17 protein-coding genes and 1 pseudogene are annotated in these 23,380 nt (G+C 65.2%); 7 read left to right on the top strand and 11 right to left on the bottom strand.

Going from position 1 to position 23,380, the window contains the following annotated elements:
- Nucleotides 1-153 precede the first annotated feature (153 nt).
- Both CH293_RS27485 and CH293_RS27480 read left to right on the top strand, forming a co-directional pair.
- Complete coding sequence (locus tag CH293_RS27485) at nt 154-768, top strand: hypothetical protein (protein WP_094722042.1); 615 nt, start codon at nt 154-156, stop codon at nt 766-768.
- Nucleotides 769-929: 161 nt separating this feature from the next.
- Nucleotides 930-6,959, top strand: coding sequence for a helicase-related protein (locus CH293_RS27480; protein WP_255123016.1), 6,030 nt, complete (start codon nt 930-932; stop codon nt 6,957-6,959).
- Between the two features lie 596 nt (nt 6,960-7,555).
- Here CH293_RS27480 and CH293_RS27470 read toward each other — a convergent pair.
- The 4 genes from CH293_RS27470 to mobF all read right to left on the bottom strand — a co-directional run bounded on the left by CH293_RS27470 (nt 7,556) and on the right by mobF (nt 15,737).
- Nucleotides 7,556-8,041, bottom strand: coding sequence for a hypothetical protein (locus CH293_RS27470; protein ID WP_094722040.1), 486 nt, complete (start codon nt 8,039-8,041; stop codon nt 7,556-7,558).
- A complete protein-coding gene (locus CH293_RS28380; protein ID WP_176460147.1) occupies nt 8,038-8,202 on the bottom strand; it encodes a hypothetical protein in 165 nt (54 codons plus the stop codon). The genes CH293_RS27470 and CH293_RS28380 overlap by 4 nt, the downstream gene beginning before the upstream one ends.
- The gene (locus tag CH293_RS27465) at nt 8,195-9,397 is read right to left on the bottom strand and encodes a PIN domain-containing protein (RefSeq protein WP_176460146.1); all 1,203 of its coding nucleotides are present in this window, start codon (nt 9,395-9,397) and stop codon (nt 8,195-8,197) included. Before CH293_RS27465 ends, CH293_RS28380 begins: the two co-directional genes overlap by 8 nt.
- Nucleotides 9,398-9,545: 148 nt before the next feature.
- Nucleotides 9,546-15,737, bottom strand: coding sequence for a MobF family relaxase (gene mobF / locus CH293_RS27460; protein ID WP_255123015.1), 6,192 nt, complete (start codon nt 15,735-15,737; stop codon nt 9,546-9,548).
- Nucleotides 15,738-15,941: 204 nt separating this feature from the next.
- On the opposite strand from mobF, the gene CH293_RS27455 reads away from it, so the two are divergent.
- The 3 genes from CH293_RS27455 (at nt 15,942) to CH293_RS27445 (ending at nt 17,415) form a co-directional block, all read left to right on the top strand.
- Complete coding sequence (locus CH293_RS27455; RefSeq protein ID WP_094722037.1) at nt 15,942-16,406, top strand: hypothetical protein; 465 nt, start codon at nt 15,942-15,944, stop codon at nt 16,404-16,406.
- 3 nt (nt 16,407-16,409) lie between these two features.
- Nucleotides 16,410-16,967, top strand: coding sequence for a hypothetical protein (locus CH293_RS27450; RefSeq protein ID WP_094722036.1), 558 nt, complete (start codon nt 16,410-16,412; stop codon nt 16,965-16,967).
- Nucleotides 16,968-17,079: 112 nt separating this feature from the next.
- Nucleotides 17,080-17,415 carry a hypothetical protein gene (locus CH293_RS27445; RefSeq protein ID WP_094722035.1) on the top strand — a complete coding sequence of 112 codons (336 nt, stop codon included), beginning with the start codon at nt 17,080-17,082 and terminating at the stop codon, nt 17,413-17,415.
- Nucleotides 17,416-17,558: 143 nt separating this feature from the next.
- Here CH293_RS27445 and CH293_RS27440 read toward each other — a convergent pair whose 3' ends face one another.
- Complete coding sequence (locus CH293_RS27440) at nt 17,559-18,185, bottom strand: DUF6308 family protein (protein ID WP_094722034.1); 627 nt, start codon at nt 18,183-18,185, stop codon at nt 17,559-17,561.
- Nucleotides 18,186-18,199: 14 nt separating this feature from the next.
- Nucleotides 18,200-18,562 carry a hypothetical protein gene (locus CH293_RS27435; protein ID WP_141217248.1) on the bottom strand — a complete coding sequence of 121 codons (363 nt, stop codon included), beginning with the start codon at nt 18,560-18,562 and terminating at the stop codon, nt 18,200-18,202.
- Nucleotides 18,563-18,812: 250 nt separating this feature from the next.
- Between CH293_RS27435 and CH293_RS27430 the strand changes: the two genes are divergently transcribed.
- Nucleotides 18,813-19,247 (top strand): hypothetical protein, encoded by a 435-nt coding sequence (locus tag CH293_RS27430; RefSeq protein ID WP_094722032.1) that lies wholly within the window; start codon nt 18,813-18,815, stop codon nt 19,245-19,247.
- A gap of 290 nt (nt 19,248-19,537) precedes the next feature.
- Complete coding sequence (locus CH293_RS27425) at nt 19,538-20,563, top strand: hypothetical protein (protein WP_141217247.1); 1,026 nt, start codon at nt 19,538-19,540, stop codon at nt 20,561-20,563.
- A gap of 112 nt (nt 20,564-20,675) precedes the next feature.
- Here the strand turns inward: CH293_RS27425 and CH293_RS27420 are convergent, their stop codons facing one another.
- The 5 genes and pseudogenes from CH293_RS27420 to CH293_RS27400 form a co-directional block, all read right to left on the bottom strand.
- Nucleotides 20,676-21,011, bottom strand: coding sequence for a CopG family ribbon-helix-helix protein (locus CH293_RS27420; protein ID WP_094722060.1), 336 nt, complete (start codon nt 21,009-21,011; stop codon nt 20,676-20,678).
- A 74-nt stretch (nt 21,012-21,085) separates the two neighbouring features.
- Nucleotides 21,086-21,355, bottom strand: coding sequence for a hypothetical protein (locus tag CH293_RS27415; protein ID WP_094722030.1), 270 nt, complete (start codon nt 21,353-21,355; stop codon nt 21,086-21,088).
- Between the two features lie 247 nt (nt 21,356-21,602).
- Nucleotides 21,603-22,205 carry a DnaB-like helicase N-terminal domain-containing protein gene (locus CH293_RS27410; RefSeq protein ID WP_094722029.1) on the bottom strand — a complete coding sequence of 201 codons (603 nt, stop codon included), beginning with the start codon at nt 22,203-22,205 and terminating at the stop codon, nt 21,603-21,605.
- Between the two features lie 50 nt (nt 22,206-22,255).
- A complete protein-coding gene (locus tag CH293_RS27405; protein ID WP_094722028.1) occupies nt 22,256-22,489 on the bottom strand; it encodes a glutaredoxin family protein in 234 nt (77 codons plus the stop codon).
- 286 nt (nt 22,490-22,775) lie between these two features.
- A pseudogene (locus CH293_RS27400) lies at nt 22,776-23,380 on the bottom strand (hypothetical protein); the annotation flags it as partial.

Genomic DNA, 23,380 nt, shown 5'->3' with positions numbered 1-23,380 from the left:
TCCGGCCGACGACGACGTTAACGATCCCTGCCCGTTCCCGGGCAGTGCGGGTCGCACAGACGTCTCGCCCGACTTCAGGAGCGCACACCGTGGCCAAAGATTCCGACGATTTCCAACTCGATTTGTTCGCCGAGACAGAGGACAGTGACACCCATGATCGACCCGATAACGCAGGAGATAATGAAGCTCTACTTGGAGCACCAGGGATTGCCGCAGGAGCTGAGCCCGGACGATCAGCAGGCGTTCCTCGAGACCGAGAGCGAGCGGATCGCGGAGCGGATCGACAACATGAAGATCGTCATGGAACAGCAAGTGCTGCAACGCTACATGCGCGACAACGGCCAGCCGCCCCCGTACATGGAGAACGTCGGGATGATCAACCAGGCGTGGGCGCAGGCGACGGACTTCGTGATCAACGAGGAGATCTACGGCCAGCTCCCGCCGGAGATGGAGGCCTACCCACCGGACCAGGAGAGCCCGGAAGCGGAAGCGGAACGGGACCAGGCGCGGATTCAGGTCCACAAGAGCGATCCGGAGCGCTGGCGCAACCCGCTCAACTGCGCGGACCCGGACAAGGAAGCGGACCGGCTGACCGATCAACTGTGGAAGGGCCGACCGGTGCAGTTCCTCTACTACGCAGCGCATCTGATAGCGGCGAGGATCGAGGACAACGAGCCCTACCCGACATCGCAGAGCCACCCGCTGTATCCATCGTTCACCAGCCAGCTCGACGAGAGAGTGGCCGAGCACGCGGCAAGCGGAAAGTAACCCGCCGCAGCGAATCCGACGCCCAACTGGATCTGTTCTCGTTCGACGCCGACGGGGCCGCACCGATCGACCCGGCCGGCACCGAGATCGGCGGCACACCGCTCCCGGCACCGGTCGATCCGGAGATCCTCGCCGCCGACGCCGCATTTCGGCAGACGCGCGTGCTCGAGCCCGAACCGGAGGTCGCCCCGGACGTCGCCGTCGACGTTCCAGTGCAGGCTCCGTCGGCGACAGAGTTGGTGCGTGATGCCTACGGCCGGTTGGCGCGTGAGGAGGAGGCGTATGTGCGGCTGGCGCGGATCCGCGCCGACCTCGACGGAACGCTGACCGCCGACCAGGTCACCGGCGCGTTGATGGAGCTGCGGCGTGCGGGTGATGTGTCGTTGATTCCGGAAGAGAATCAGAAGACTCTCGGGCCCGACGATCACGCTGCAGCGGTGAGCTACGGCAACCAGAGTCGGCACCTGATCGCCGTCGACGGTCGCCGCGTCGACCAACTCCTCGGCGCGCAGAGCACTCCCCCGCCCAGCGTCGAGATCGACTCCCCCACAGCCCAACCGGTGCCGGAGACGACTGTGCCGGTATCCGAGACTGTCCCCGTCTCCCCGGAGATCGCAGTGCCGGACACCACCGAAGGGATGCCGGTCGACACGCAGACCGTCGCCGAACGTCTGTGGAACGTCGAGCCCGTGGACTTCCGGCCCGGCACCGACATCCTGGTGCCCTCCGGAGCGAAAGCCCGTGTGGCAGCGAACATCGAGGCCCTACGGGTACTGGCGGCTGTGACCGCGCAGGATCGCTATGCCACCGCCGACGAGCAGGCAGTGTTGGCCAGGTGGTCGAGTTGGGGTGCGACACCGCAGGTGTTCGACCCGCGCCGCGACGATTGGGCGGCCGAGCGCGAGCAGATCCGCTCGCTGCTGGACGACACCGCGTGGGCGCAGGCGCAGCGGACCATCCTCAACGCTCACTACACCGACCCGGCGATCGCCGCGGCGATGTGGAAGGCGACGATCCGGGCGGGGTTCTCCGGTGGCCGTGTTCTCGAACCAGGTTGCGGGTCGGGAACATTCATCGCCCACTCCCCCGGGTCGGCGCAGATGGTCGGGGTGGAGCTCGATGCCACCACTGCCGCGATCGCTGCCGCGTTGAATCCGTCGGCGCAGATCCGCGGCGAGGGATTCGAGAAGACCACCGCGCCGGCGTCCTCGTTCACTGCGGCGATCGGCAACGTCCCGTTCGGGGACTATCGGCTCTACGACCCGGTTCACAACCAGGCCAAGCACTCGATCCACAACCATTTCATCGTCAAATCGTTGGCGATGACCGCACCCGGCGGGTACGTCACCGTCCTGACCTCCCGCTTCACCCTCGACGCGCAGAACCAGCGTGCCCGCCGCGACATTGCCGCCCTCGGCGACCTCGTCGGGGCAGTGAGGTTGCCGTCCAACGCGTTTCGGCGTGTCGCTGGGACGGAGGTCGTCACCGACATTCTCGTGTTGCGTCGCCGTGCCGACGGGGTGAAGCCTGCGCCGCTGACCGAGCGGTTCTTGCAGCTCGAGAACGCCACTGCACTCGATGATGCCGGCGAGGACAAGGGTGTGCCGATCAATGCCGTCTACACCGATCACCCGGAATGGGTGCTCGGTGAGCTGCGGGTCGGGCACGGCCAGTACGGGAACGAGACTCTGTCCGTCGACGCCCCCGACAGCGACGTCGACCTCGCTTCCCTGGTCGACGATCGACTCACCGCGATCGTCGATGTCGCCAAGACCGACGGGCTCAGGCTCACCGCATCGTGGCGCGACACCCTCGGGCCCACCCGGGAGGACTTCGAGCGCGGACTGCTGGCGATCGGGAACGGACCGGCGCAGGACGAGCTCGCGGTGGGAACGCTGCGGCACGACGCGCAGATGGAGACCATCGAACGCTGGAACTCCCGCGACTGGGAGGCGGTGAACACTCGCGGAGCCAAGCAGGTCGCCGAATGGGGCGAGCTGCTCGCGCTCCGCGACACCACCCATGCCCTGATCGATGCTCAACGCGGCCCCACCGACCCCAGTCAGCGCCAAGCCTTGCGGGAGATCCTGGGCGAGCAGTACGACGCCTACGTTGCCCGCTACGGCCCGATCAACCGGTTCAAGATGTCGATACCCAAGGACCTCACCGAATCGCAGCACGACGCCGCTCTGGCGAAGCTGATCGACACCTGGCGTAAGGACGAAGGGATCGCCGGAGATCCGTATGCCGGAGAGGTTCCCGAAGACGTCTACGACCGGCTCTCCGACGATGCGTGGATCAACCCCCGCCAGCCCACCAAGCTGCAGAGCCATCTCGGCAAGGCCCTGCGCACCGATCCGACGTTCGCAGCGGTGCTCTCCCTCGAGCACTTCGACGAGGAGACCATGACCGCCCGCAAGGCGGCGATCTTCCACACCGACGTCCTGCACTCGCGTGAGCTGCGCAGCCACGCCGAGACGGTCGACGAGGCGATGGCCATCAGCCTCGACGAGCAAGCCCGCCTCGACGTCGGGCGGATCGCCGAACTACTCGGCACCACCGTCGAGCAGGCCGAGACACAGATGGAAAGACGTGCTTTCCGCACGCTGACCGACCCGACCCGGTGGGTGTCATCGTCGACGTATCTGTCGGGCAATGTCCGCACCAAACTCGCCGACGCCGAAGAGATCGCCGCCCTCGATCCCCGCTACCAAGCCAACGTCGACGCACTGACCGCGGTCATCCCTCCGCGCAAGACCGATGTCGATGTCTCCCTCGGTGCGCCGTGGGTACCGATCGAGACCTACACCCAGTTCGTCCGCGAGACCTTCGAGGTGCCGGCCGATGTCCCGGTCACCATCGAGCGGGCATCGGGGCGCTGGGCGGTATCGGTGGAGGCCTACCCCGGTGTGGGCGAGCAGCACCTCAAGTGGGGCCTGGTACCCAAACGTGGATCGTGGTCGACGAAGTACAACTTCGAGCACCGGCCCGCCGAAGACCGCGGCATCGGCAACGCCGGAATGCGCTCCGGTGACTACGAGTGGCAGGAACTGCTCACCGACCTGCTCAACAGCGACCCGATCGAGATCGCCACCTCCAAGGAGTTCCGCGAGAGTGCCGGGGCACCGGGCATTCACGATGCCGCTACCCGCGCGGCGCAGTCGAAGGCGCGGCGGCTGTCCCAAGAATTCGGGCAGTGGGCGTTGCACTCCGACGAGGTGCGCCGCGAACAGCTCCTCGACATCTACAACGACAAGTTCAACTCCCTTGTCGCACCAGTACATTCGGGTGCGCACATGGACTTCCCCGGCCTGGGTGAGAAGTTCTCGCCGTACCCGTACCAACGCGACGCCGCCGCGCGGATCGTCTCCGAGCCGACGGTGCTGCTCGATCACGTCGTCGGGGCCGGAAAGACCGGCACCATCTTGATGGGCGCGATGGAGCTCAAGCGCCTCGGGTTGGCCGACAAGCCGTGGGTGGTGGTGCCCAACCACATCATCGACCAGGTCGTCCGCGAAGCCGGCCAGTGGTATCCCGGTGCGCGGATCCTCTCCGGATCGGCGGCCACCGACGCCGAAGGGCGCCGATTGCTCGTCGCACAGTCCGCCTCACAGGACTGGGACATGGTCATCGTGCCTCGGTCGGCGTTCTCCTCCATCGGGGTCGATCCCGGCACGAAAGCCGAGTACATCCGCAGCCAGGTCCAGGCCATCGATGCAGATCTGGGCGATGTCGAGGGACGTCAGACCAAGAAACGGCTCGAAGCGATGAAGGCCAGGCTCGAGGAAAAGCTCGCGACTGCTCTCGAACAGGCCGGGAAAGATCGCGGGCTGACGTTCGAGGCATCGGGCTGCGACTACCTGTTCGTCGACGAGGCCCACGAGTTCAAGAACCTCGCCCGCGCATCCGGGGTCACCGAGCTCGCCAACGAAGGCTCGCACCGGGCCACCGACATGGACCTCAAGCTGAACTATCTGCGGTCGATGCGCCGCGAGGAAGCGATCACCAAGGGCATCCCGCCGGAGGAGTACGTCGAGCGTGTGGCCACGTTTGCCACCGGCACCCCGGTCGCGAACTCGCTCGCCGAGCTGTGGGTGATGCAGCACTACCTGCGTCCGGATCTCCTCGAGGACGCCGGGGTGGCCTCGATCAACGACTGGGGGGCGACGTTCACCGACACCGTCGAACGAGTCGAGCTGAACTCGTCCGGATCGAGACTGCGGGCCATCACCCGGGTCGGTGAATTCACCAACGTCGGTGATCTCATCGGCATGACCAGCGTGTACACCGACGCCGTTACTCGTGATCAGGTGCCGGCGAACCTGCCGGTCAAGGACGGTGGCCGCAACACCGACGTCACCTTCACCCCGGCGCTGGAAGTGCAGGACTTCATCGCCGATCTGGGCTACCGGGCCGATCACGCCGACGTCAAACGGCCTGATCTCGACAACGCCCTCAAGGTCGCCAACGACGGTCGCAACGCCACCCTCGACCCGAGGGTCGCGCACATGGACCCGGCCCCGCCGGAGCATTCGCGCGCGCACATCGTTGCGCAACGAATTCTTCAGGTGCACAACGAATCGAGCGAGAACGTCTACCTCGATGCCTCCGGTGAACCGCAGCCGATACCGGGTGCGTTGCAGATCGTGTTCTGCGACCGATCCACCCCGAAAGCCGACGGGTCGTGGTCGATCTATGAGGGGATCAGGGAGGAGTTGCTCACCGGCGGCATGGAGCCCACCCAGATCGCCTATGTCCACGACTATCCGAAGCCGTCGGAGAAGGCCCGCTTGTTCGAGATGTGCCGCACCGGACGGGTGTCGGTGGTGTTCGGGTCCACGGAGAAGATGGGCACCGGCACCAACATTCAGGATCGCGCGATCGCGCTGCACCACGTCGATGTGCCGTGGCGACCGGCCGACCTCGAACAGCGTGAGGGCCGAATCATCCGGCAGGGCAACCAGAACGCCCATGTCAAGGTATTCAACTACGTCGCCGAGAAGACCTTCGACACCGTCATGTGGCAGACCGTGCACCGCAAGGCACACTTCATCGAACAGCTCAAGAAAGCGGACCGGTCGATGCGGCGCGTGGTCGATCTCGACAGCGACTCGCTCGCCGAGAACTCGGCCATGACCAAAGCCCTCGCCACCGGCGATGATCGGTACATCCAGCAGATCGAACTGGACTCCCAGCTCCAGGAGCTCCAGTCCGAGGCGGATTCGCATTTCGCCGAGCAACGCTCCATCGAACGTGACCGCGACCGGCTGCGCCGCGAAGTACCGCGGGGACGCCAGCGGGTTGCCCAATTGACCGAAGCAGCACCGATCCTCAAAGGCCGGCGCGAGGTCGAGCAGTGGCCCGGCATGACCATCCGCGGGGTGTTTTACGACAAACGCAGCGACGCAGCGAATGCGATGGCCATAGCGTTGCAGGGCACCTACCAGGCCCTCAAGGGCGAAGGGTTGGCCAAATCGATGGTGATCGCGGAGATGAGCGGATTCCCGATCGAGGCCTCTCGCCCGGCACAGGCAAGTGCGCTGTATCTGTCGTTCTCCGGGCTCGGGTCGTCGACGAAGGTGATCGAAGCGCACGATCTGTATCCGAGGATCGGAGACGGTGACCGCAGCCAACATGCGTTCGGCCTGCTCACGCGGGTGGAGAACATGGCGTACACCGTCGACACGGACCTGGCGAAAGCCGAACGTTCACTCGATCGAGACGAGCAACGCCTCGACGACCTCGAACTGGTCGAGTTATCCGATTTTCCGAAAGCCGTTCAGCTGAAGGATCTCTCGAACGAAGTCGCCCGGCTACGGCGGGAGATCAAGGAGGCCGAGACCAGTCCCGAAGCCGTCGCCCGGGACGCTGCCCGTGCCGAACGCGCAGCAGCGAAGGGACGACAGCCGGGGTGGTCGCTGATGCTCAACCCCACCCCGGCGTACGTCGAGGAACTCGGGATGGGGAGCGCCGACAACGTCCGCGCGATGATGCGTCAGGCCGAAGTAGAAGCGTTGCAGCGCGCATCATCGTCGAGCGTCGAGGCAGTCGACCCGGATCGGCCCCGTCGCGGACTGTCCGCCCCACCCGAACACCGCGAACCCGGCACCGGCCGCCCGGACCGAGATCGGAAACTCCCGCCTCCGGATCCCAACGAACCTGGTCGGGACATCGGATTCGGTCTGGACTGATAGCCGGGGCCTGAGCATTTATGGCGCGTTCAATCGTTTCGGTCTATTCGTCAGGATTTCTTGACGGATAGGCCGAAGTGGTTACGTGTCATCGTCGCGCCGACGCGTGAGCAATCCGTTCCTGGTGTGGGTGACGGCAATGCCGATGTAGCGCGGACGGACTACCAGGCCCGGGTGGGGCGACGGGGGTCGGCGTTCCAGCGATGCCGTAGCTCTCGCCTTTTCATTACTGACCAGGTAGGTCTCGCGGGCCCCGTGGACGACGGACCGCATCGAACCCCATCGGTCGATAGCGAACCAGAATGGCTGTTGATTCCTCGGGTCTTGTTCGGAGGCCTGAACCCACATGCTTTCTGGATCTCCGCTGAGGTAGAAGCCCGAGATCCTCGGTGCCGTCGCACGATGACCCTCCAGCCTCTGGATGTGTTTGCCGAAGTCAGCCTCCTGCGAGGTATCGACCGTTCCGACTTTCTGCCACTGCTCACCGGGCCCATCTTGACCGAAAGCAACGTCAGGTGTTGTCGTCGAGATCCACATGTCAAGCGCTGTCATACAGCTCAGCTTTCCCGATGAAGAGAAAGGTCCAGGACGCGGGGTTAGGTCAACGCGAGCAGGGCACTGATCGCCAATCCCGCGATCGCCAGAACCTGCGAAATGGTAGCTGCAAGCAGAAACCTCGATTTCCAGTTGTTACCGTCTCTGAGGCTTACTACTGATTTAGTGTTTGTTTTAGCAACCGCCTTCCGCGCATCGTCTTCACTGTCGCACCAATGGGTGTCAGTCATTTCATTCAGGCTAGCGCCGTCCGCCACCTTGTATTTCCAACTCAGACCCGCGAACACGCCAAGAATGGCACATACAAGAAACAGAATGAAGGCAAAGATCATCCAGCCGCGTTCGCCTCCACTGAGCAGATAATCCTTTCCCAGGAAGACAGCGAGGACGGCGACGGTCAGGGTGACTAGACCTCCTGCGCTGGTGATCACGGACGCGGACCGTGCGTTGAGGTCATCTCTACGCTTGTACTCAGCCTCCAGTGCCGCCTTGATGTGGTTCGTGTATTCCTCGCCCTGAGTGCTCATTTTTCGAGTTTTGTTTCTTCATCGCCGTCGTACCTCTTGCGAATTTCTTCCGTCTTGATCCAATCACTATCAGGCGGCGGTTTCTTACCTGTATCGGGTTTTGGATCCTCTTCTTTGGCTGGCGGGTTTTCTGTATCGCTACCTTCCGGGGTATCACTCATTACCTTCCTCCTCCTCGCTACCTTCGATTTTCTCTGCCTTACTTGACGGTATTCCTTGCTCAACCCGGTTACCCTGAACCGGCACTATGTCTTGCAGGTCCAAGGCTTCGACTGCGTCGAGATTGACCACGAAATGGAAGATCAGCTCTGCTTCGAGTTCGTCACCCACGATCATGTAGTGGTCGTTGTGGTCGCCGTCTAGGACAGTCCATTGGGCTCGCGACCCGGCGTAGTCGCTTTTGTGCATGTAGCCCTCGTACCCGATGCTCGCGTCCACGTGTGCTTCGCCGATTTCGGTTCCGTCCTCGAACTTCTCGTGCACCTCGTAGGTCATACTGTCGAGGTTGAGGCTGACGTCGTTGATGGTGATCGGCGGCTCGAGGTCGCTGTCGAACTCGAACCCGTAGAGCGGCGTTCGTTCTCCGTCCTGGGTTTGGGTCGTCAGCTCCATCCCCCACATGTTGTCGGCCTCTCCGGAGAGGGCGTTGGAGAGCACGTCGTTCAATTCGGGGATCTCGATCGACTTGTCAGTGAGTTCGGCGTGCACTGTGTCCAACCGGGTCATCGTCATTGCGTCGTCGATGGTTTTGGCGATGCGCACTGGATTCGAAGTTATGGCCGCGACTTCACTTGCCAAACTGGGGTGCAAGGAATCCGAGTGTTCTCCGGTTCCGCGGTAGTCCTTGTCTTGGGTTACGAAGACAACTTCTGTACCCGCTGCGGAAGAGCGCGCCACGTCGAGGACCGTTGCCCAAATTAGAGCATCTCGATATCCCTTGTCCGTTTGATCGAACGGAGGATGCTCTCCAAGAGACCACTCCACCAACGTGGCGTGGTCGAGGGTCGACGAGATCGCCGCTATCTCTGCCCCCTCGTCGATCAGACGATCGCGCAGGTCTTTCGCGAAGTCCTGCCACGACATCGCACTCACGGCAGCTCTCAGCTCTTTGACGGTAGGGAGTCCCGTTGGAAGCGGGATCGCGGCACCGTCTAGCTTCCTCAAGGCCTGCCCCCACAGCCTTGCTCCGTCGACTGCCATGCTCCTAGCATCTGCCCATCGGCGTCGACCGAACTCCTGGACAACGACCTCAGGTACAACGACGCTCAGCGGTCCGAATTCGGCGACCAGAAACGTCCGTCTCCACGGGACATCGGCCAGATCAGGGGCACCGAGCAAAATGTTGGTGTCGAACACGAACACAGTCGACGAAGTCCCCATACCGACCATCGTGCCGCTTTGAGGCGGCTCGTTCGGGACAAACAGCCAAACTGCGGTCCCGTGGAGTCGATTCGCATCGGCGTTGTCTGTCGCCTGCACGTGATGGCCGACTATGTCACCGACGTCAGAGTCCGCGATCGAGATCGTGTTCTCGACTTACGTCGAGATCTGGGAGAGGTGATCTATGGCTGTTTGTTGTTGTCGCACGTTTGGTCACTGTGGTCCCTGTAGATGCGAGCGAGCGGGCGCGCGCGGCATCGTCATGTTCGTTCTCTGACAGCACGCGGTCCCTCTGCGGACTATCGGTGATGCCCACGATGGACGGTGCATCAATAGATGCCGGCCTGGTCGAAGAGAAGGCACGCAGGGCCCGTTCGGATACAGCGCGTTGGGGTGCCGTGAGCGTCTGTCTGCGTCGTCGAGCGTGTTCGGTGATAGCGGTATCGAACACGGTCGCGGCGGCGTGGTCGGCGGAGCGCCGATCCGGATCGGTCGCGCGTTGAACGATCGCTGACCACTCATCCGTTTCTGCCTGGACACGGCCGGCTGCGTCGCTGGCGGCACGTTGAGTGTCGTGGACCTGGCGGGCGAGGCGTTCTTGGCGTAGTCGTGCGTCGTCGACGGCCGGTTCGAGAGCCTTGCGATCGCGACGTTTCGCGGTCGACAGCCGCTCAGCGAGTGTGGTGTGTTCGCTGTGTGCGGCCTCGTACTGTGCGGTGACGCGACGTAGTTCGGTCTCGAGTTCGCGGGCTGCTGCGATCGCGGCGGCTTGCTCGTCGAGTCGTGCGTACAACTTCTCTGTCTCCGCGACGACGGTGGGTTCGGTGCGGTCGCGTCCGGCTCGGTCGACGAACGCGGTCAGCTCGGCGTCCGGAACGAGCCGGATCGGGTCTCGTTCCATCTTCGCGAGCAGAGCGGCGTCGGCCGGTGAGAGCACCGGTTGCGGATCGGGTGCGGTCTCGATGGTGTCCTCTGCTGCCAGCTCGGTCGGGGTTGGCGTTTGTTGGTCGAGCTGTTCGACTGTGTCGGCTGCTGGTGCGTCGACGACCTCGACGGTCGACTCCAACGAAACCTGCGTTGGGGTCGGGGTGTCGGTCATCGCCGCGCGCTTGGCTGCTTGTTCGGCCCGCCACAGCATCGCTTCGGTGCGGTCGACGTCGGCCTTGAGGTCGGCGAGTGCAGCGAGGTCGATGCTCTCGGCTGCCAGGCGTGCGGTGGTGACGTCGACGGCAGTGACTTCTCCCCCGTCGGCGGCGGTGACGCGCTCGTACTCGGCGGCGGCGTCGTGTGCGCGGGTGCGGGCTGCGGTCGCGGCGTCGTCGACGAAACCGGCGCGCCAGATCTCCCAGTCGAGACCGCGTTGCGCGAGGGCGCGTGCATCGTCGTCGTCCCCGGCGGCCGGGACGTCGGCGGCCACGGCGGGCCGGATGACGGTGTCGATGTGATGCCAGAGCGCTTCGGCCTCGAACTCGCGGTCGGTCCACTCCTGACGGGTGTCGAGCATGGCGATGCGGGCGGGGCGTTGCCGGTCGGCTCGCTCCTGCAGCTCGGCGAGCATCGTGCGGGCATGGAACTGTGCGGGGCTGGTGCCGTCGGAAATCCGGCCACGCAGCTCCCGGTACCTGGCTTTCGCGTCGTCGAGATCTGCGGTGAGCAGACGTACTCGTTCGTCGGTGGTGACCGTCGGGTACGGCAGCTCGATCGTCTCGATTTGCGAGCGCAACGCATCCCACACGTCGGCCTCGGCGGCGGTGGTGCCGATCGTGTCGGCGGCGTCGATGTCGAGTGGTGCGCCGGCCTCGTGGTCGACCCCGGTGTATTCGTCGTCGTACTCCGATGGTGGCTGGTCGTAGTCGCTGTCGTATTCCGGTGGTGGTGCTTGGTCGTAGTCGACGGGGGCGTCGAGTGCGTCGAGTGCGTCGAGGTAGTCGGCGTCGGCGTCGACCGGGATCGCGGGGGTCGAGCCGTCGACGACGGTGTCGGCCGCGGCAGCGTGGGTGAGTAGTGGTGCCGGGATGACGAACTCGTCGGGCAGCTCGCCGCCGATGGTGTCGGAGACCGCGTCGTCGACGACGGGGACGGCTTCTTCGTCCTCGACCGAGAGTGGTTCGGCGGTGGGTGGGGTGTAGGTGCGGGCGAGGTGGTTCTCGCGCACCAGCATCTCGGCCCGCCATGTCAGGGCGGTGGCGAGTTCGTGGGCGGGCAGGGTGACACCGTGATCGACCGGGTCGATGCCGCCGTGCAGGAACTCGTACGCGGTCCCGAGCAACTGTCCCGGGGTCCACAGGGTCGGGTCGGCGGCGTCGATGGTCGCCACGAGCGAGGGCCACGCCGCATCGGACATGACGCGGACGGCGGCGGTGTAGCCGAGCAGTTCGGTCAGTACCGGTGCCCAGGACGGTTCGAGGACTGCGCCGTCGGTGTCGGCGTCGAGCGCGGCGACGGAGAGTTCACCGGACAGTCGCCACCACAGGGCGGCAGCGGGCAGCTCGTCGGGCAGCGGCGACGTGGCGAGGGAGTCGCGGACGAGGGTGTGGACTTCGATTCCGGCGCGTGCGGCGGCGGAGAGTCGGTCGGCGAGGATCGGGAAGTACGGGTCGCGGGCGATGTGGGTGTCGAGTTCGTCGACGAACGGACGCCATCGGGCGACGGCATCGTTTCCGGTGTCGATCATCTCGGCGGCGCGGCGGTCGAGGCTGCGTTGCGCTTTCACCGATGCGGCGGCGAGCTGCTCGGGTCCGGTCGGACGGCGATCGGCCGGATCGACGTCGTGTGCGGCGCGGAACACCGCGAGATCGGTGAGCAGTTCGAGGTCGGGTTCGTCGGTGAGCATCGGGCGCGCCCACACCGGTGCAGTCGTCGGTGTCCACGTGGCGACGTCGGCGGCGATGCGTGCGCAGTGCGTCGCCACCAGTTCCTCGCGGGCGTCGAGGTAGGCACCCCACTCGGGTAGAGCGTGTACCGCTGTCGGGATGGCAGGTAGCCACGGCAGCGGCCCAGTGGCGGAGGAATGCTTGCCGCTGGGGTCCAGACGCCAGTCGAGCACCGCGGCCCTGTCGAGGGCGGTGTCGAGTTCGCGCGAGCGGACAGCACTGCGCAGCGCTTCGACGGGATCGCGGCCGTGTGCACCGAGGATCGCCAAGTGTCCGCGCAGGGTCGGCCATGCGGGCTCGTCGGTCAGACCCGGTGCTTCTTGTTCGGCGGCGACGTCGATAGCGGCCATCACCTCCGGCCCGAGGTGCACTTCGGAGCCGGTGGCCACCGAGTAGTCGTAGGCCCGCGCAGCCGGCGAGAGATTGAGGTGCGGGTCGTCGGCTTCTGCGAGGGTCGAGTGCGCCGAAACCTGTGCGCCGTCGCGCCGCAGAATCTCGCGGAGGTCGTCGACCGCGGTCGGGGGAAGCATTCCGCGTTCGGTCATCGCGGTGTGCAGGTCGCCGTCCGACGCGGTCGCCAAGTACAGGTGGTTGGCTTGCTTGCCGCGGGTGAGTCCGACGTAGGCGAGCTGTCGGGTTTCGTCGCCGGTGGCCACGACGTGGCAGGTATCGGCGGTCGAGCCTTGCGCCGAGTGCACGGTTCCGGCGTAGCCGAGTTCGGTGGCGGACTGGACGTAGTCGGCGTCGAGGGTGACGCTGCGTCCGAGTTCGATGTGCCGGACCTGTAGCGAGCCGTCACGGCCGACTTTCTCGACGATCCAGCGGTCACCGTTGCGGACCCAGTCGGTCTGCGAGAGCGGGTTGCGGCGGTCGTTCGAGCGGGTGCGGACGGTGTCCCCGGCGCTGGCCATGAGCCCGTCGGCGAGGACGGCTTCCCGGCCGACACGTTTGTCGGTGGCGGCGAGGCGGTCGGTGCGGGCGCGGGTGTTGAGTTCGGCGACGAGCTCGCGGGTCGGGGCGAGCATGAGCGCGTCCTTGCCGGCCGCATGATCGGCCGCCCACGCGGTGTAGGCGTCGTCGGTGACCGTCGCAATCGACCCGACGTGAACCCGGCCGTGGTCGATGTAGAACCCGATCGCGGCCTCGTCACCGTCACGCAACGCCAACGACGCGGCACCTTCGGCACTGTCGCGGAACCGGACGACCTGCGAGAGCGACAACGCACCGATGCGGTCGTGGATATCGCGGAGCACACCACCGGAGGCGACGGAGGCGAGCTGTTGATCGTCACCGATCAACCGCACCGTTGCACCGCGCTCGACGAGTGCAGTGATTGCTTCATCGAGATCGAGGGTGCCGGTCATACCGGCTTCGTCGACGATGACGAGAGTGTCCTCGCCGATGTCGGTGTACCACTGCGGAACTTTCACCGACCGGCCCTCGCGCAACCGTTGGGTGATGTCGACGAACTTCGCCAACGTATCGGTAGTCGTCAAGATATCTTGACGCAGGACTGCGGCGGCGGCAGCCGTCGGCGCGAACCCGACGACCCGCCCGGCGGCGTTCTGCCACGCGGTCGTCAGCGCTTTCATCGACGCGGTCTTGCCGGTGCCTGCGGGTGCGAGTGCGAGCTGCACTTTCGCTCCCGAGGTCGCCATCGCGCGCACCAACGACCGCTGGCCGGCGTTGAGATCGAGACCGTTCGCTGCGGATTCGAGCAACGCAATCTCGACGTGCTTGTCGTCGATCGCAATACCGTCGGTGCGCGCGGCGAGGGCGACGATGCGCGCTTCGGCATCGAGTACTGCTGCGGTGGTGAGCAACTGCGATTCGTGACGGGTGTGCACATCGCCGCCGTCGCGTCGGCGCATCACATCCGGGGCGACATCGGCGGCCGGGTCGGTGTCGGCGGCACCGGAGAGGTCGATCGACAACTCGCCCCCGCACGCGAGGTAGGTGACCTTCTCGACGAGTGCGTCGATGCGCTCGGTCGGCGGGTCGAAGGTGCGTACTTGCCGCACCACTTCGGCGCGAATGTTGTGGCGCAGAAACCGTGATCGTTTCCGCGAAACGATGTCGAGTGAGCGTTCCGCGGTCTCACGCACCCAGGCCTGATCGAACTCCGTCGTCGCTTCGGCGGCGGTATGCGCGGTGATCGAGGAGACCAGTTCCGACAACGCTTTCTGTGAGCCGAGGATCTCGATCGCTTCGGCTCGCCAACCGCTGCGTTGGTCGGCGTGCGAGACCGGTTCGTGTTTGGCGGCACGGGTTTCCAACGTCGCTTGCTGGGCGAGGGAGATCGCTTCGATGGCGGTCGGTTCGCGCCCGTGATCGGCCTGGAAGGCGCGGGCGAGTTCGGCGGTGCGGAGTTTGATCGCGGCGCTGCGCGATGACCACCGCTCGGCGAGACGAGTGTCCATGCCGTCGATCTCGCGGACCGGACGTTTGCTGCGATCGGTCGACGCTCGCTCGGTGAACCGGACGCCGATGCGTTCACGCAACTGCGCTTCGAGGACGGTGTTGTAGACCTCGGAGGCGGGAACGTTGTTGCGGTACAACGCGGCCCCGTCGAGCGCGAGCCACTTGATGGTGCCGTCGGGCATCGTGGCGGCGACCTTGTTGCTGATCGCAACGTGGGTGTGCAGGTTCGGATCCCCGGCGCGTGAATCGCGGTGGGTGAACTGTGCGGCGATCAATCCGTTGCCGTCGACCTGCGCCACTCCCCCGGTCCCGACGCGGGTGAAGCACGCGTGCTTCTCGAGGTACGTCACCGCGGCGGCGATCGCGGACTCGTGTGCAGCTTCGATCTGTTGCGAGACCTCGCGCGGGGCGACGGCCCACAATGCCGACACCGATTTCACCGGTGTGAACGTCAAGTCGAAACCGGCAACGGCGGTGGTCTTCTGCCGTCCGACCTTCGCCACCCAGCCCGACAGTTCCCGCTCGTCCGCCGGCGCGCGTCCGTACTCTTTCGCGAACATTGTCGATCCGACATCGGTGCGGATCCGCGCGCGGTCGGCGTCGTCGATCGCCGCATTCCACTTCTGCCCGCGTGCGAGGTTGTGCGCCACGAACGCCTCCGCGCACGCCACCCGATACGCGGTCGCTCCGGAGTCGATCTTGAACGCCCGACCCAGTTTCGCCGACCGTGCCGCGTCGGCTTGAGACGCGCCTTGGGCGAGCGCCAGCTCGAACATCAGGTCCGCGTTCGGGTGCAGACCTTCACCGAACAGGGCCTTCATCTGCGCTTCGGACACCTGCTGGCCTGCGGCGACCGAACCCAGACCAGAGAGGCCGGCCCCGGCCCAACGGCCCGGGGACTCCCCTTTCTCGGAGTAGTAATCGGCCAACGAGGAGGCCCCACGCTCGGTGGAATCGGCAGCCGCAACCTGCCGGGTCAGGTACTCGTACCCGTCCCCAGCGGTCAGCTTGTGCAGACCCATCACAAACGCGGACTGTACCAGCGAAAACGCGAATAGCTCCATAGTGCATGAGGTGGTGGGTCGATCTTAGCTTTGGTCTGGTAATCGATGGCGGTTGGTTTGGTGGTCGTGGACTGGGGTTCTGGGGTTGTCGGATCGGGGATGTGGAGAGAGGTTGTGTCAGGTTCTGTGAATTCGAGGTTGTTCGAGGTTAGGGTGGGCGGCATGGCGTCGACTCAGGCTCGGATGACTGCGCGTGCTCGGGCGCGGGCGGCGCAGCAAAAAGTCGTCGCCGACCGCAAAGCGCGTGACGAGAAGAACATGGGCTCGTTGACGGACTACTTCGCGGCCGCCGAGCAGATCGACGCGGCCCGGCTGGCGATGGCCCGTGCGCTCGACGACATCCGAGGCCGGGAAGGAACACTCAGCGCCGCTGCGACCCTCGCCGGGATCACGACCGGCGAGGTACGCAAACTTCTGGCACTGCTCGTCGACCCCGCAGCGGCGTCGGCGAGCGCGGACATCGGCGACGACACCTCGGACTCCGACTCGGATGCAGCCACAGAATCGCGTGATGGATCGGCCTCGAACGAGACGGATGACTCGACGGCGACAAGCGATGCAACGACGAGCAAAATCGCGACCGGCGACAGCGTCCCTGACACCGAGCCCGCGACGAGTCAGGGGTAGCCGGTGACCGCCGCGGTGATGCAACTGGCGTTGTTCGGCGACGACACCAACGCTGCAACACCGCAGCCGATTCGTCGGGTGTGGCGACCGTTGCAGCAACCGTTGACCGCGAAGACCGTGGCCAGGTTCTGGGCGAAGGTGGTCAAAACTCCGAGCTGCCATTTTTTCAGGGGCTCGGTGAGTTTTCCAGACGGCTACGGCAGATTTACCTTCACCGACGGCGACGCACCACGCACGTTGTCGGCGCACCGGTTCGCGCTGCTACTCGAATACGGCGACCTCGGTGACGGGATCGTCGGCGAGCACGACTGTGACGAAACACTGTGCGTGCGGGTGGCCGACGGGCACCTCAAACGCGGCACCCAGTCGGCGAACCTCGTGCACGCCGTTGCCGTCGGCCGGCACATCGGACCGACACCGGCAGGCGGGGATCCGCGCGGACGGTACGGGCGCGCCGTTGCGATCCGCGACGCACTCAAGGACGGCTACGACGAACCGAGACTGCGGGCCGCGTTCGCGGGCCACAGCGTCGACGCCCAAGCACCACCGACGCTCTTCTGAAACGAACGCCACCGACACATGTCGGTGGCGCGCGGTAGAGATAGATCCATCAAGGCTTCGGGCCGCGCCGCCGCACCGGTGAGAGCAGTCCTCAACGAAAAGGACTTACGAGATGACGCTCTCCTCGCTCTTCACCGACGACGTCGGACCACTCCCCTTGCTCGCTGTCGCCGGTGCCGGATTCCTGATCTGGTACGTGCGGTACCTCGGCGAGAACGACCCCGGATGGAAGGGGTTCGTCGCGAACATTCTCACCGTCATCGGCGTCGGCGCGTACCTCGTCGTACTCGCGGTCGTGTTCTCCACATTCATCGCGGTGATCGGCGCGTTCATCGCCGTGATGCTGTTCATGCTTCCCCTGTTCGCACTCGGCGGTGCCAGCGGAGTCGCCGACCGCAGACCCCGACGCGGGTACCACCGCGACCCCTACGGCAACGACTACTACTGACCGGCCGGGCACGCTTGCACCGACGCTTCTGTACTCGTCGCAGCGGTGACATGTGCAGCCGATGAAACCGCACTGTGCACGCGCTGCAACGACGTCGGCTACACCACCGCACCGGCCCACAGCGACGACCGTGCACGGTTCGCTTATGCCGACTTGCCGTGCATCCAACTGATGACGTCGAGGACGCGCAGCGCACTGATGTCGTCGGGCAGAGCTGCGGCCGCTCTGATCCTCAGCAGTCGAGTGTGCAGCGCACCGCCGTCCGCGCGTAGAGCTTCTCGAATGGGATCACGGTGCACCTTCTCGGTATTGAGAACACGACCGACGACCACGTCGTAGATCGGCACCAGGCGGGGACGTTTGCGCGCCATCAACTTCGTTGCGATGGTGCGGCCGACGTCTGTCACGGTTCGTAGTTCGTCCTCCAGCAGCAGGATCGGCGCGTCGGGCGTGAGCTCGCCCGTCTCGTCGACGAGGTCGCGATCCGGGCCGACGGCGTCGAGCAACTCGGCGAATCGTGCGGCGCGGGTGACGAGGAGCTCGCGTGCCGCTCCCGCTTTGACGGCGACCGACAAGAACGTGATCGCGACCAGATCGTCTGCGGTGAACCGGTTGCTGTCGGCGGCGCGGTTCTGCGGTGCCCAGCTGTCGAAGTACGCGCCGGTGTAGCACCCGGCATCGAGGTAGGTGCTGCCGTAGTACTGCCGCAGCAGAGCGACTGCGTCGTCGTCGTTGTCGGCGATCAGGGGCGGTGGGAGAGTGACGCTCATAGCGGTCGATCGTGTCAGACAGCAGTGGTGTCGACGTCGGGTTTCGTGCCAGGTTCGATGCGCTCCATGCTGTTGATGATCAGCGCGGTGCGCTGCGGCGGGCCGGACACACTTGCGGTCGCAGCGATCGGGCCGGCCGTCTCGATGCACGATCGGCCGGTGCGTGCGAACGCGCGCGGGAACATCCAGAAGTCGATCGAGTCCTTTCCGTCGACGAGTCGCCCTGTCGCCCACTGACCTGTCTGCTGATTCGTCTTCACTGTGACGTCCTCGAGGGTGCCGTGCACGACGACGTGCGTCCCATTAGGGACATCGCCGTCGAGCACCTCCCGCACTCGCACGAGAGGCTGCGGTGTGGTGGCGTCGTCGTCGGTCATGGTCGGAACGGTGCCAGCAGGCACCGACACGAACACACACCTCAGCGCCGGTGGCACGCCGCGCAGAGCGCAGATGATCTAGGATCGAGTCAGTTCGAGCGTCGATGAGGGTCACGTTCGAGCGCGCCCCACCCGTACTGATTCACCCCGCACTGCGTTCATCGCACTGTGGGTTGTGTTGCTCTGTGAGCGATCGGTGCCTGTCCGGTGGGGATTTCCGCGCACCGAAACTGGAAGGCCCTCACCTCTGATGTCCATCTCCCCCACGGTCGACAAAGACACCGTCATCGCGCGCGCACGCGCCGCGATCGAGAACCGCACCAAGTACATCGAGTCCCTCTTCGACGCCGCCCAGGAGTCCGCCGCCGCGCGCGAGAAAGTCGCCGACGCGACTCGCGCCGCTGAACACGCGAACGCCGAACACGCTGCCGCGTACAAAGAGGCGATCGACGCCGGATGGACAGTTGCCGAACTCACCGAGAGCGGTCTGACCGCTCCAACGCCGCCGACCGGCAAGAAGACATCCAAGGCCTCTGCCAAGCGCGCTACCGGTCGCGGTACGCCGCGCCGCCGAGTCGGTGCTGAGAACACCGCCGGCCCAGACCGACAACCCGACGACGTGGCCACCTCGTCGGCACCCGACGTGTCGACCGAACCGCAGTCCTCGACTGCCCCCGCGTCCTGACACCACTGCTCTGCGCACTGCCCGCGCACCGGCACCGGTCGCGTATCTCCGTGCCCCTCGCACGCTCGACACATCGTCTCGCGTAGGGGCGTACACCCACACCCTCGAAGGACCCACTTGCCATGAGCCAGCCCGAATTCAACGTCGAAGTAGCCTCCCTCGATCAGCACGGCGACCCCGGCTTCGTGCATTTCCGCGGCGCGTTCTAGACCTCGCGCTCCGCTGCACAGTTCGCGCTCACCCAAGCAGCAGCACTCTCGGACACCCGCGAGGTCGACACCGTCTCGGTGGTGATCGACGCTGTCGCCGAGGGCAGCTCTCGCCGTGATGTCGAGTTCATCGGCACTCTCGGCGAACTCGCCGCCGAGCTGATCGCGCTCCCGGACTACCGGAACGGTGTGCTGCGCACCGTCATCCCCGCACCGAAAGATGTCACCGCGGCCGTCGCTGCGGTTGTCGACGCGTCGCCGCCGTTGCCCGACTCTGCTGTCGACGGCCCCGATGCTGTCGCGGTTCTGGACGTGGAGGTGTATTCCACCCGTCCGGGCCCGATCCCGAACTCGCGCACCGAGGTCGGCGCGTACACCCCCGAGTACGCGCACCGCATCGCCGAGCAGCTCGCGGCCGAACTCGGCGGCATCATCGAACCGATGCGCAACGACACCGTGCTGCGCGTGACCCACGAAGCCGGTGTCTCCGACACCGACCGCATTGCAGTCGACCGGTTCTCCGAAGTCCAACGGATGCGTGCGAACCTCTCCGTCCTCGATCCGGTCGCCGACGCGGAATACATCACCGCCCTCGCAGCCGACCTCGAGGAACTGCAAGCGCGGTCGACGCCGGCCGCACGCGCCGACAACACCGCGGCTGTGTCTGCGCCGGTATCGGTGTCGAACGCGGTCGAAATCGATCGTGCGTCGACGCGTCCGCGTGGGTTGGTCACTCCCCGCCCACACGCGCACCCAGTGCGGCGCGGGCTGCATCGCCGACGCTGTACACCGCACCGGCACCGACACACACAGCGGCGATATCGCAGTCGGCCGATCACGGTCTCGGATGACCACCGACCAGCACATCGCACCGGCCCCGGCACCGGTGAGCGACCGCCACTGACACCGCTCGCACCGCTCGCACTGAACGAGAAAGGCACCCACAATCGAAGTGTGGGTGCCTTTCTTTCTGCTCGGGCCGGGCTTTCGCGCGGTCAGTGCTGCGGGTGCGGCGCGGTGTCGGGTGTACCGAAAATCCCAGCCGAGCGTGCCCATACGGTCAGGCTGCGTCGTTCGGCGTCGGTCATCTCGTCGGCGTGGAGGTAGTCCCATTCCTGCAGCGCATCGAGATCGAGCGCGTCGGCACCGACGTGTCCGCACCACCACAGGTATGCCCCGATTGGAGAGGGCACTTCGACGGTGACGACACCGGCAGCGGTCACGCGTTCGTACTGTGCGCGTCGGCGTACTCGGCGACTGCATCGCGCAGTACCGCTGATCGGCTGCGCCCTTGCTGCTCGGCGATCGCGTCGATCCGTGCATCGAGCGGCTTGGGTAGCCGGACTTGGCGTACCGGGGATTCACTGCCGGGTTCGGCATCGGGGTCCAGCGACGGGCGTCCACCGACACGGTCGAGCAGCGCCCGGCCCGCAGCGGCGGCCTCGCGGCCCCGTTTCGCTGTGGCCGACTTCGTGGGCAGGGTCATCTCGTTCTCGGCCCAGTCGGACAGGGCGTCGTAGTCGGTGCCCGCGTCGGGCTTGTCGGAGTTGCTCATCATGTTCACCTCTGGTCGGGGTAGCGGTCGTGCAGTAGAGCTGGTCGTGTCGAACTCGGACGGCGACAGGTCGTTCAGTCGTCCATCCGATCGAGATGCTTTCGCCGTGCTTCCATGACGTGGAAGACGACCATGTCGCGCGGCGGGATCATCTCCACCATCACCTCGAGCAGCGGACCTCCGAGTGTTCGCGGTGGGCCGATGAACAACGTCGGTTTCGCGTGCCCGGGGACTCTCGGTTCGTCGAATTCTTCCTCGACGTAGTACGCGTTTCCTAGTGCGTGCAGGGCGTCGTCGTGGTCGATTCCGTGCTTGTCCGCACTGTTCGCCCACCTGATCCCCATACAGGTAGTGTACTACAAAACGCTGGGTTGTGTAGCACAAAACCTGGGATCGGGTGAGCGGTCATGCGGAGCGGAGCGCCGCCGCCGTGACCTGCCCGGTCGGCGCTCCGCCGCCTGCGTCGAAACAGCATCACCCAGGACAGAGCGTCAAGATATGTTGACGCTACCGAGCCGTCAATATATCTTGACGTTTGGCTGGCTAAGGGATGATCCGCCCCATCTGCGCTGGTGGTCGCGGTGGCCATAGTCACTGCTGTCCCCGAAAGGCGTTGAGCCGCTGCCATAGTGCGCGTTGAGCGCGCCCGTACTCGACGAGATGATCGAATAATTGCTCCTCCGGCAGCTCTTCTGCGGCCTGCACGATGGCCGCTGCCACGGTCCGGTAACTGCGCCGGTAGGACTGGGAGAGCACGATGTCGGCGTAGTGGGTGGCGGTGAAGCCGTCCGCTCCTGCGGTGATGACCTCGTTCAGGCGGCGGAGCAGGGGTGCGTCTTTGGCTCCGCCTGATCCGGACCGCATGAAGGCTGCGGTGACGCTCGCCGGGTCGTAGGGTTCGCCGGCCGCGACGAGAGCTGCGATCACGACGAACAGTCGCCGGTAGGCGACGGTATCGAAGTCGTCGCCGGTCACGATCGCGGTGATGCGCTGGTCCTCGGTGGACACTCCCCCGGTGTGGGCGCTCCACATCAGAGCGCACAGCAGCAGTGCCTCGGGGTCGGTGGCGGGTAGGTGAGCTGCGCTCCAGTCGTCGACGGCGGCGACATCATCGTCGGCGACGGGGGCCAGGGCGCGTGGATGGATGCGAGTGGGCTCGTCGTCGGGCGCGGGGACTGCGCTCAGTGGCATCATCGGGTCTCGTTTTCGCAGACAATCTCGGACAGTGGCGACAGAGTGACAGGTCAGGCAGCGGCGAACTTGTCGAGCGCCTCGATCCGAAAGCCGGACCAGTGCGTGTTCTCGTCGACGGCCACCACCGGCATCTGGCGGTAGCCGAGTCGGTCGGTGACGAACTCGCGCGCCGCCGCATCTTCGGTGACATCGACGGTCGTGTATTCGATCCCGTGCTTATTCAGGCGTCGTTTTGTTTGATCGCAGTTGTTGCATTCGGGTTTCGTGTACACAGTGATCGACATGAATAGCTCCTCGTACGGATAGCGTTCGACAGGTCCAATTCTATATCAATGCAGGCGAATTCGCTATGGGTAAAAGTGGTTCGACTTTCCTCCTAATACATTGCAGCACAACTGTTTGCATCAGCACTCGACCTGAATCTTCGGGTTTACCAAAACAACAATCTCAATATCGATTTCAGCGAAAATCTGTTCTCAATCCCGATTACACACACGGCAGACAGCCGATTCCACGAGCGCTCCGAGAGGGGTAACGCGGGAAGTAGAACGCCGCCGGAGTGGGGTGCGGTCAGTACGTCCGAGCGCAGTCCGCTGCAGCCTGCGACCCCGGATCCGAAAAGTCGAGTTGTAGCTGTTCGTGAAGGTCCAGCAAATTGGACTCGTTACGCGCTGTGATTGTCACCGGAGTGACGATCGGTCCTTGCTGGGCGAACACGTCATCGCGTGAGCGGATCCCGCCGTCCTGCAGCTCGACGATCTCACCAGCGATGTAGAGGGTGTCGCCGTCGTCGTACGCCGCAGGCGATCCCAGCTCGTACCCGCTCGGCTCGAGTGACGCGTTGATTGCCGTAAGGACGTCGCCCGGGACGTCGAGGCAGCCGACCGCTGGCATCGCCTGAGCTGTCGTCGGAGCGGGGCGCACCGATGTACGCGGCGCGACAGACGGGACCGGAGTAATTGCGGGTGTTGTCGTAGCTGCCGGTAACTCCGACGACGTCGCCGAAGCCTGATCAGCTTCGCCCTCCCCTTCGTCCGAGCCGAACACCGATCCGATGCCGACTGCGAGAATCACGACAGCCGCGACCGACAGCACGATCTTGAGTCCGCGGTTGCCACGCTGTCTCCCAGGCGGTCCCTGTGTGGGGAGCGGTGGCGGCGTGGGGCGGGGAGGGT

The organism is Rhodococcus sp. 14-2470-1b, assembly GCF_002259415.1.
Lineage (GTDB): Bacteria > Actinomycetota > Actinomycetes > Mycobacteriales > Mycobacteriaceae > Rhodococcoides.
This window is presented reverse-complemented; position numbering and strand designations above follow the sequence as displayed.

Bases quoted from the DNA above. Each gene is read 5' to 3' on its own strand.
- CH293_RS27485 (WP_094722042.1), top strand. From the start codon at position 154: ATGATCGACCCGATAACGCAGGAGATAATGAAGCTCTACTTGGAGCAC.
- CH293_RS27470 (WP_094722040.1), bottom strand. From the start codon at position 8,041: ATGAGCACTCAGGGCGAGGAATACACGAACCACATCAAGGCGGCACTG.
- CH293_RS28380 (WP_176460147.1), bottom strand. From the start codon at position 8,202: ATGAGTGATACCCCGGAAGGTAGCGATACAGAAAACCCGCCAGCCAAA.
- mobF (WP_255123015.1), bottom strand. From the start codon at position 15,737: ATGGGTCTGCACAAGCTGACCGCTGGGGACGGGTACGAGTACCTGACC.
- CH293_RS27455 (WP_094722037.1), top strand. From the start codon at position 15,942: ATGGCGTCGACTCAGGCTCGGATGACTGCGCGTGCTCGGGCGCGGGCG.
- CH293_RS27445 (WP_094722035.1), top strand. From the start codon at position 17,080: ATGACGCTCTCCTCGCTCTTCACCGACGACGTCGGACCACTCCCCTTG.
- CH293_RS27440 (WP_094722034.1), bottom strand. From the start codon at position 18,185: ATGAGCGTCACTCTCCCACCGCCCCTGATCGCCGACAACGACGACGAC.
- CH293_RS27435 (WP_141217248.1), bottom strand. From the start codon at position 18,562: ATGACCGACGACGACGCCACCACACCGCAGCCTCTCGTGCGAGTGCGG.
- CH293_RS27430 (WP_094722032.1), top strand. From the start codon at position 18,813: ATGTCCATCTCCCCCACGGTCGACAAAGACACCGTCATCGCGCGCGCA.
- CH293_RS27420 (WP_094722060.1), bottom strand. From the start codon at position 21,011: ATGAGCAACTCCGACAAGCCCGACGCGGGCACCGACTACGACGCCCTG.
- CH293_RS27415 (WP_094722030.1), bottom strand. From the start codon at position 21,355: ATGGGGATCAGGTGGGCGAACAGTGCGGACAAGCACGGAATCGACCAC.
- CH293_RS27410 (WP_094722029.1), bottom strand. From the start codon at position 22,205: ATGATGCCACTGAGCGCAGTCCCCGCGCCCGACGACGAGCCCACTCGC.
- CH293_RS27405 (WP_094722028.1), bottom strand. From the start codon at position 22,489: ATGTCGATCACTGTGTACACGAAACCCGAATGCAACAACTGCGATCAA.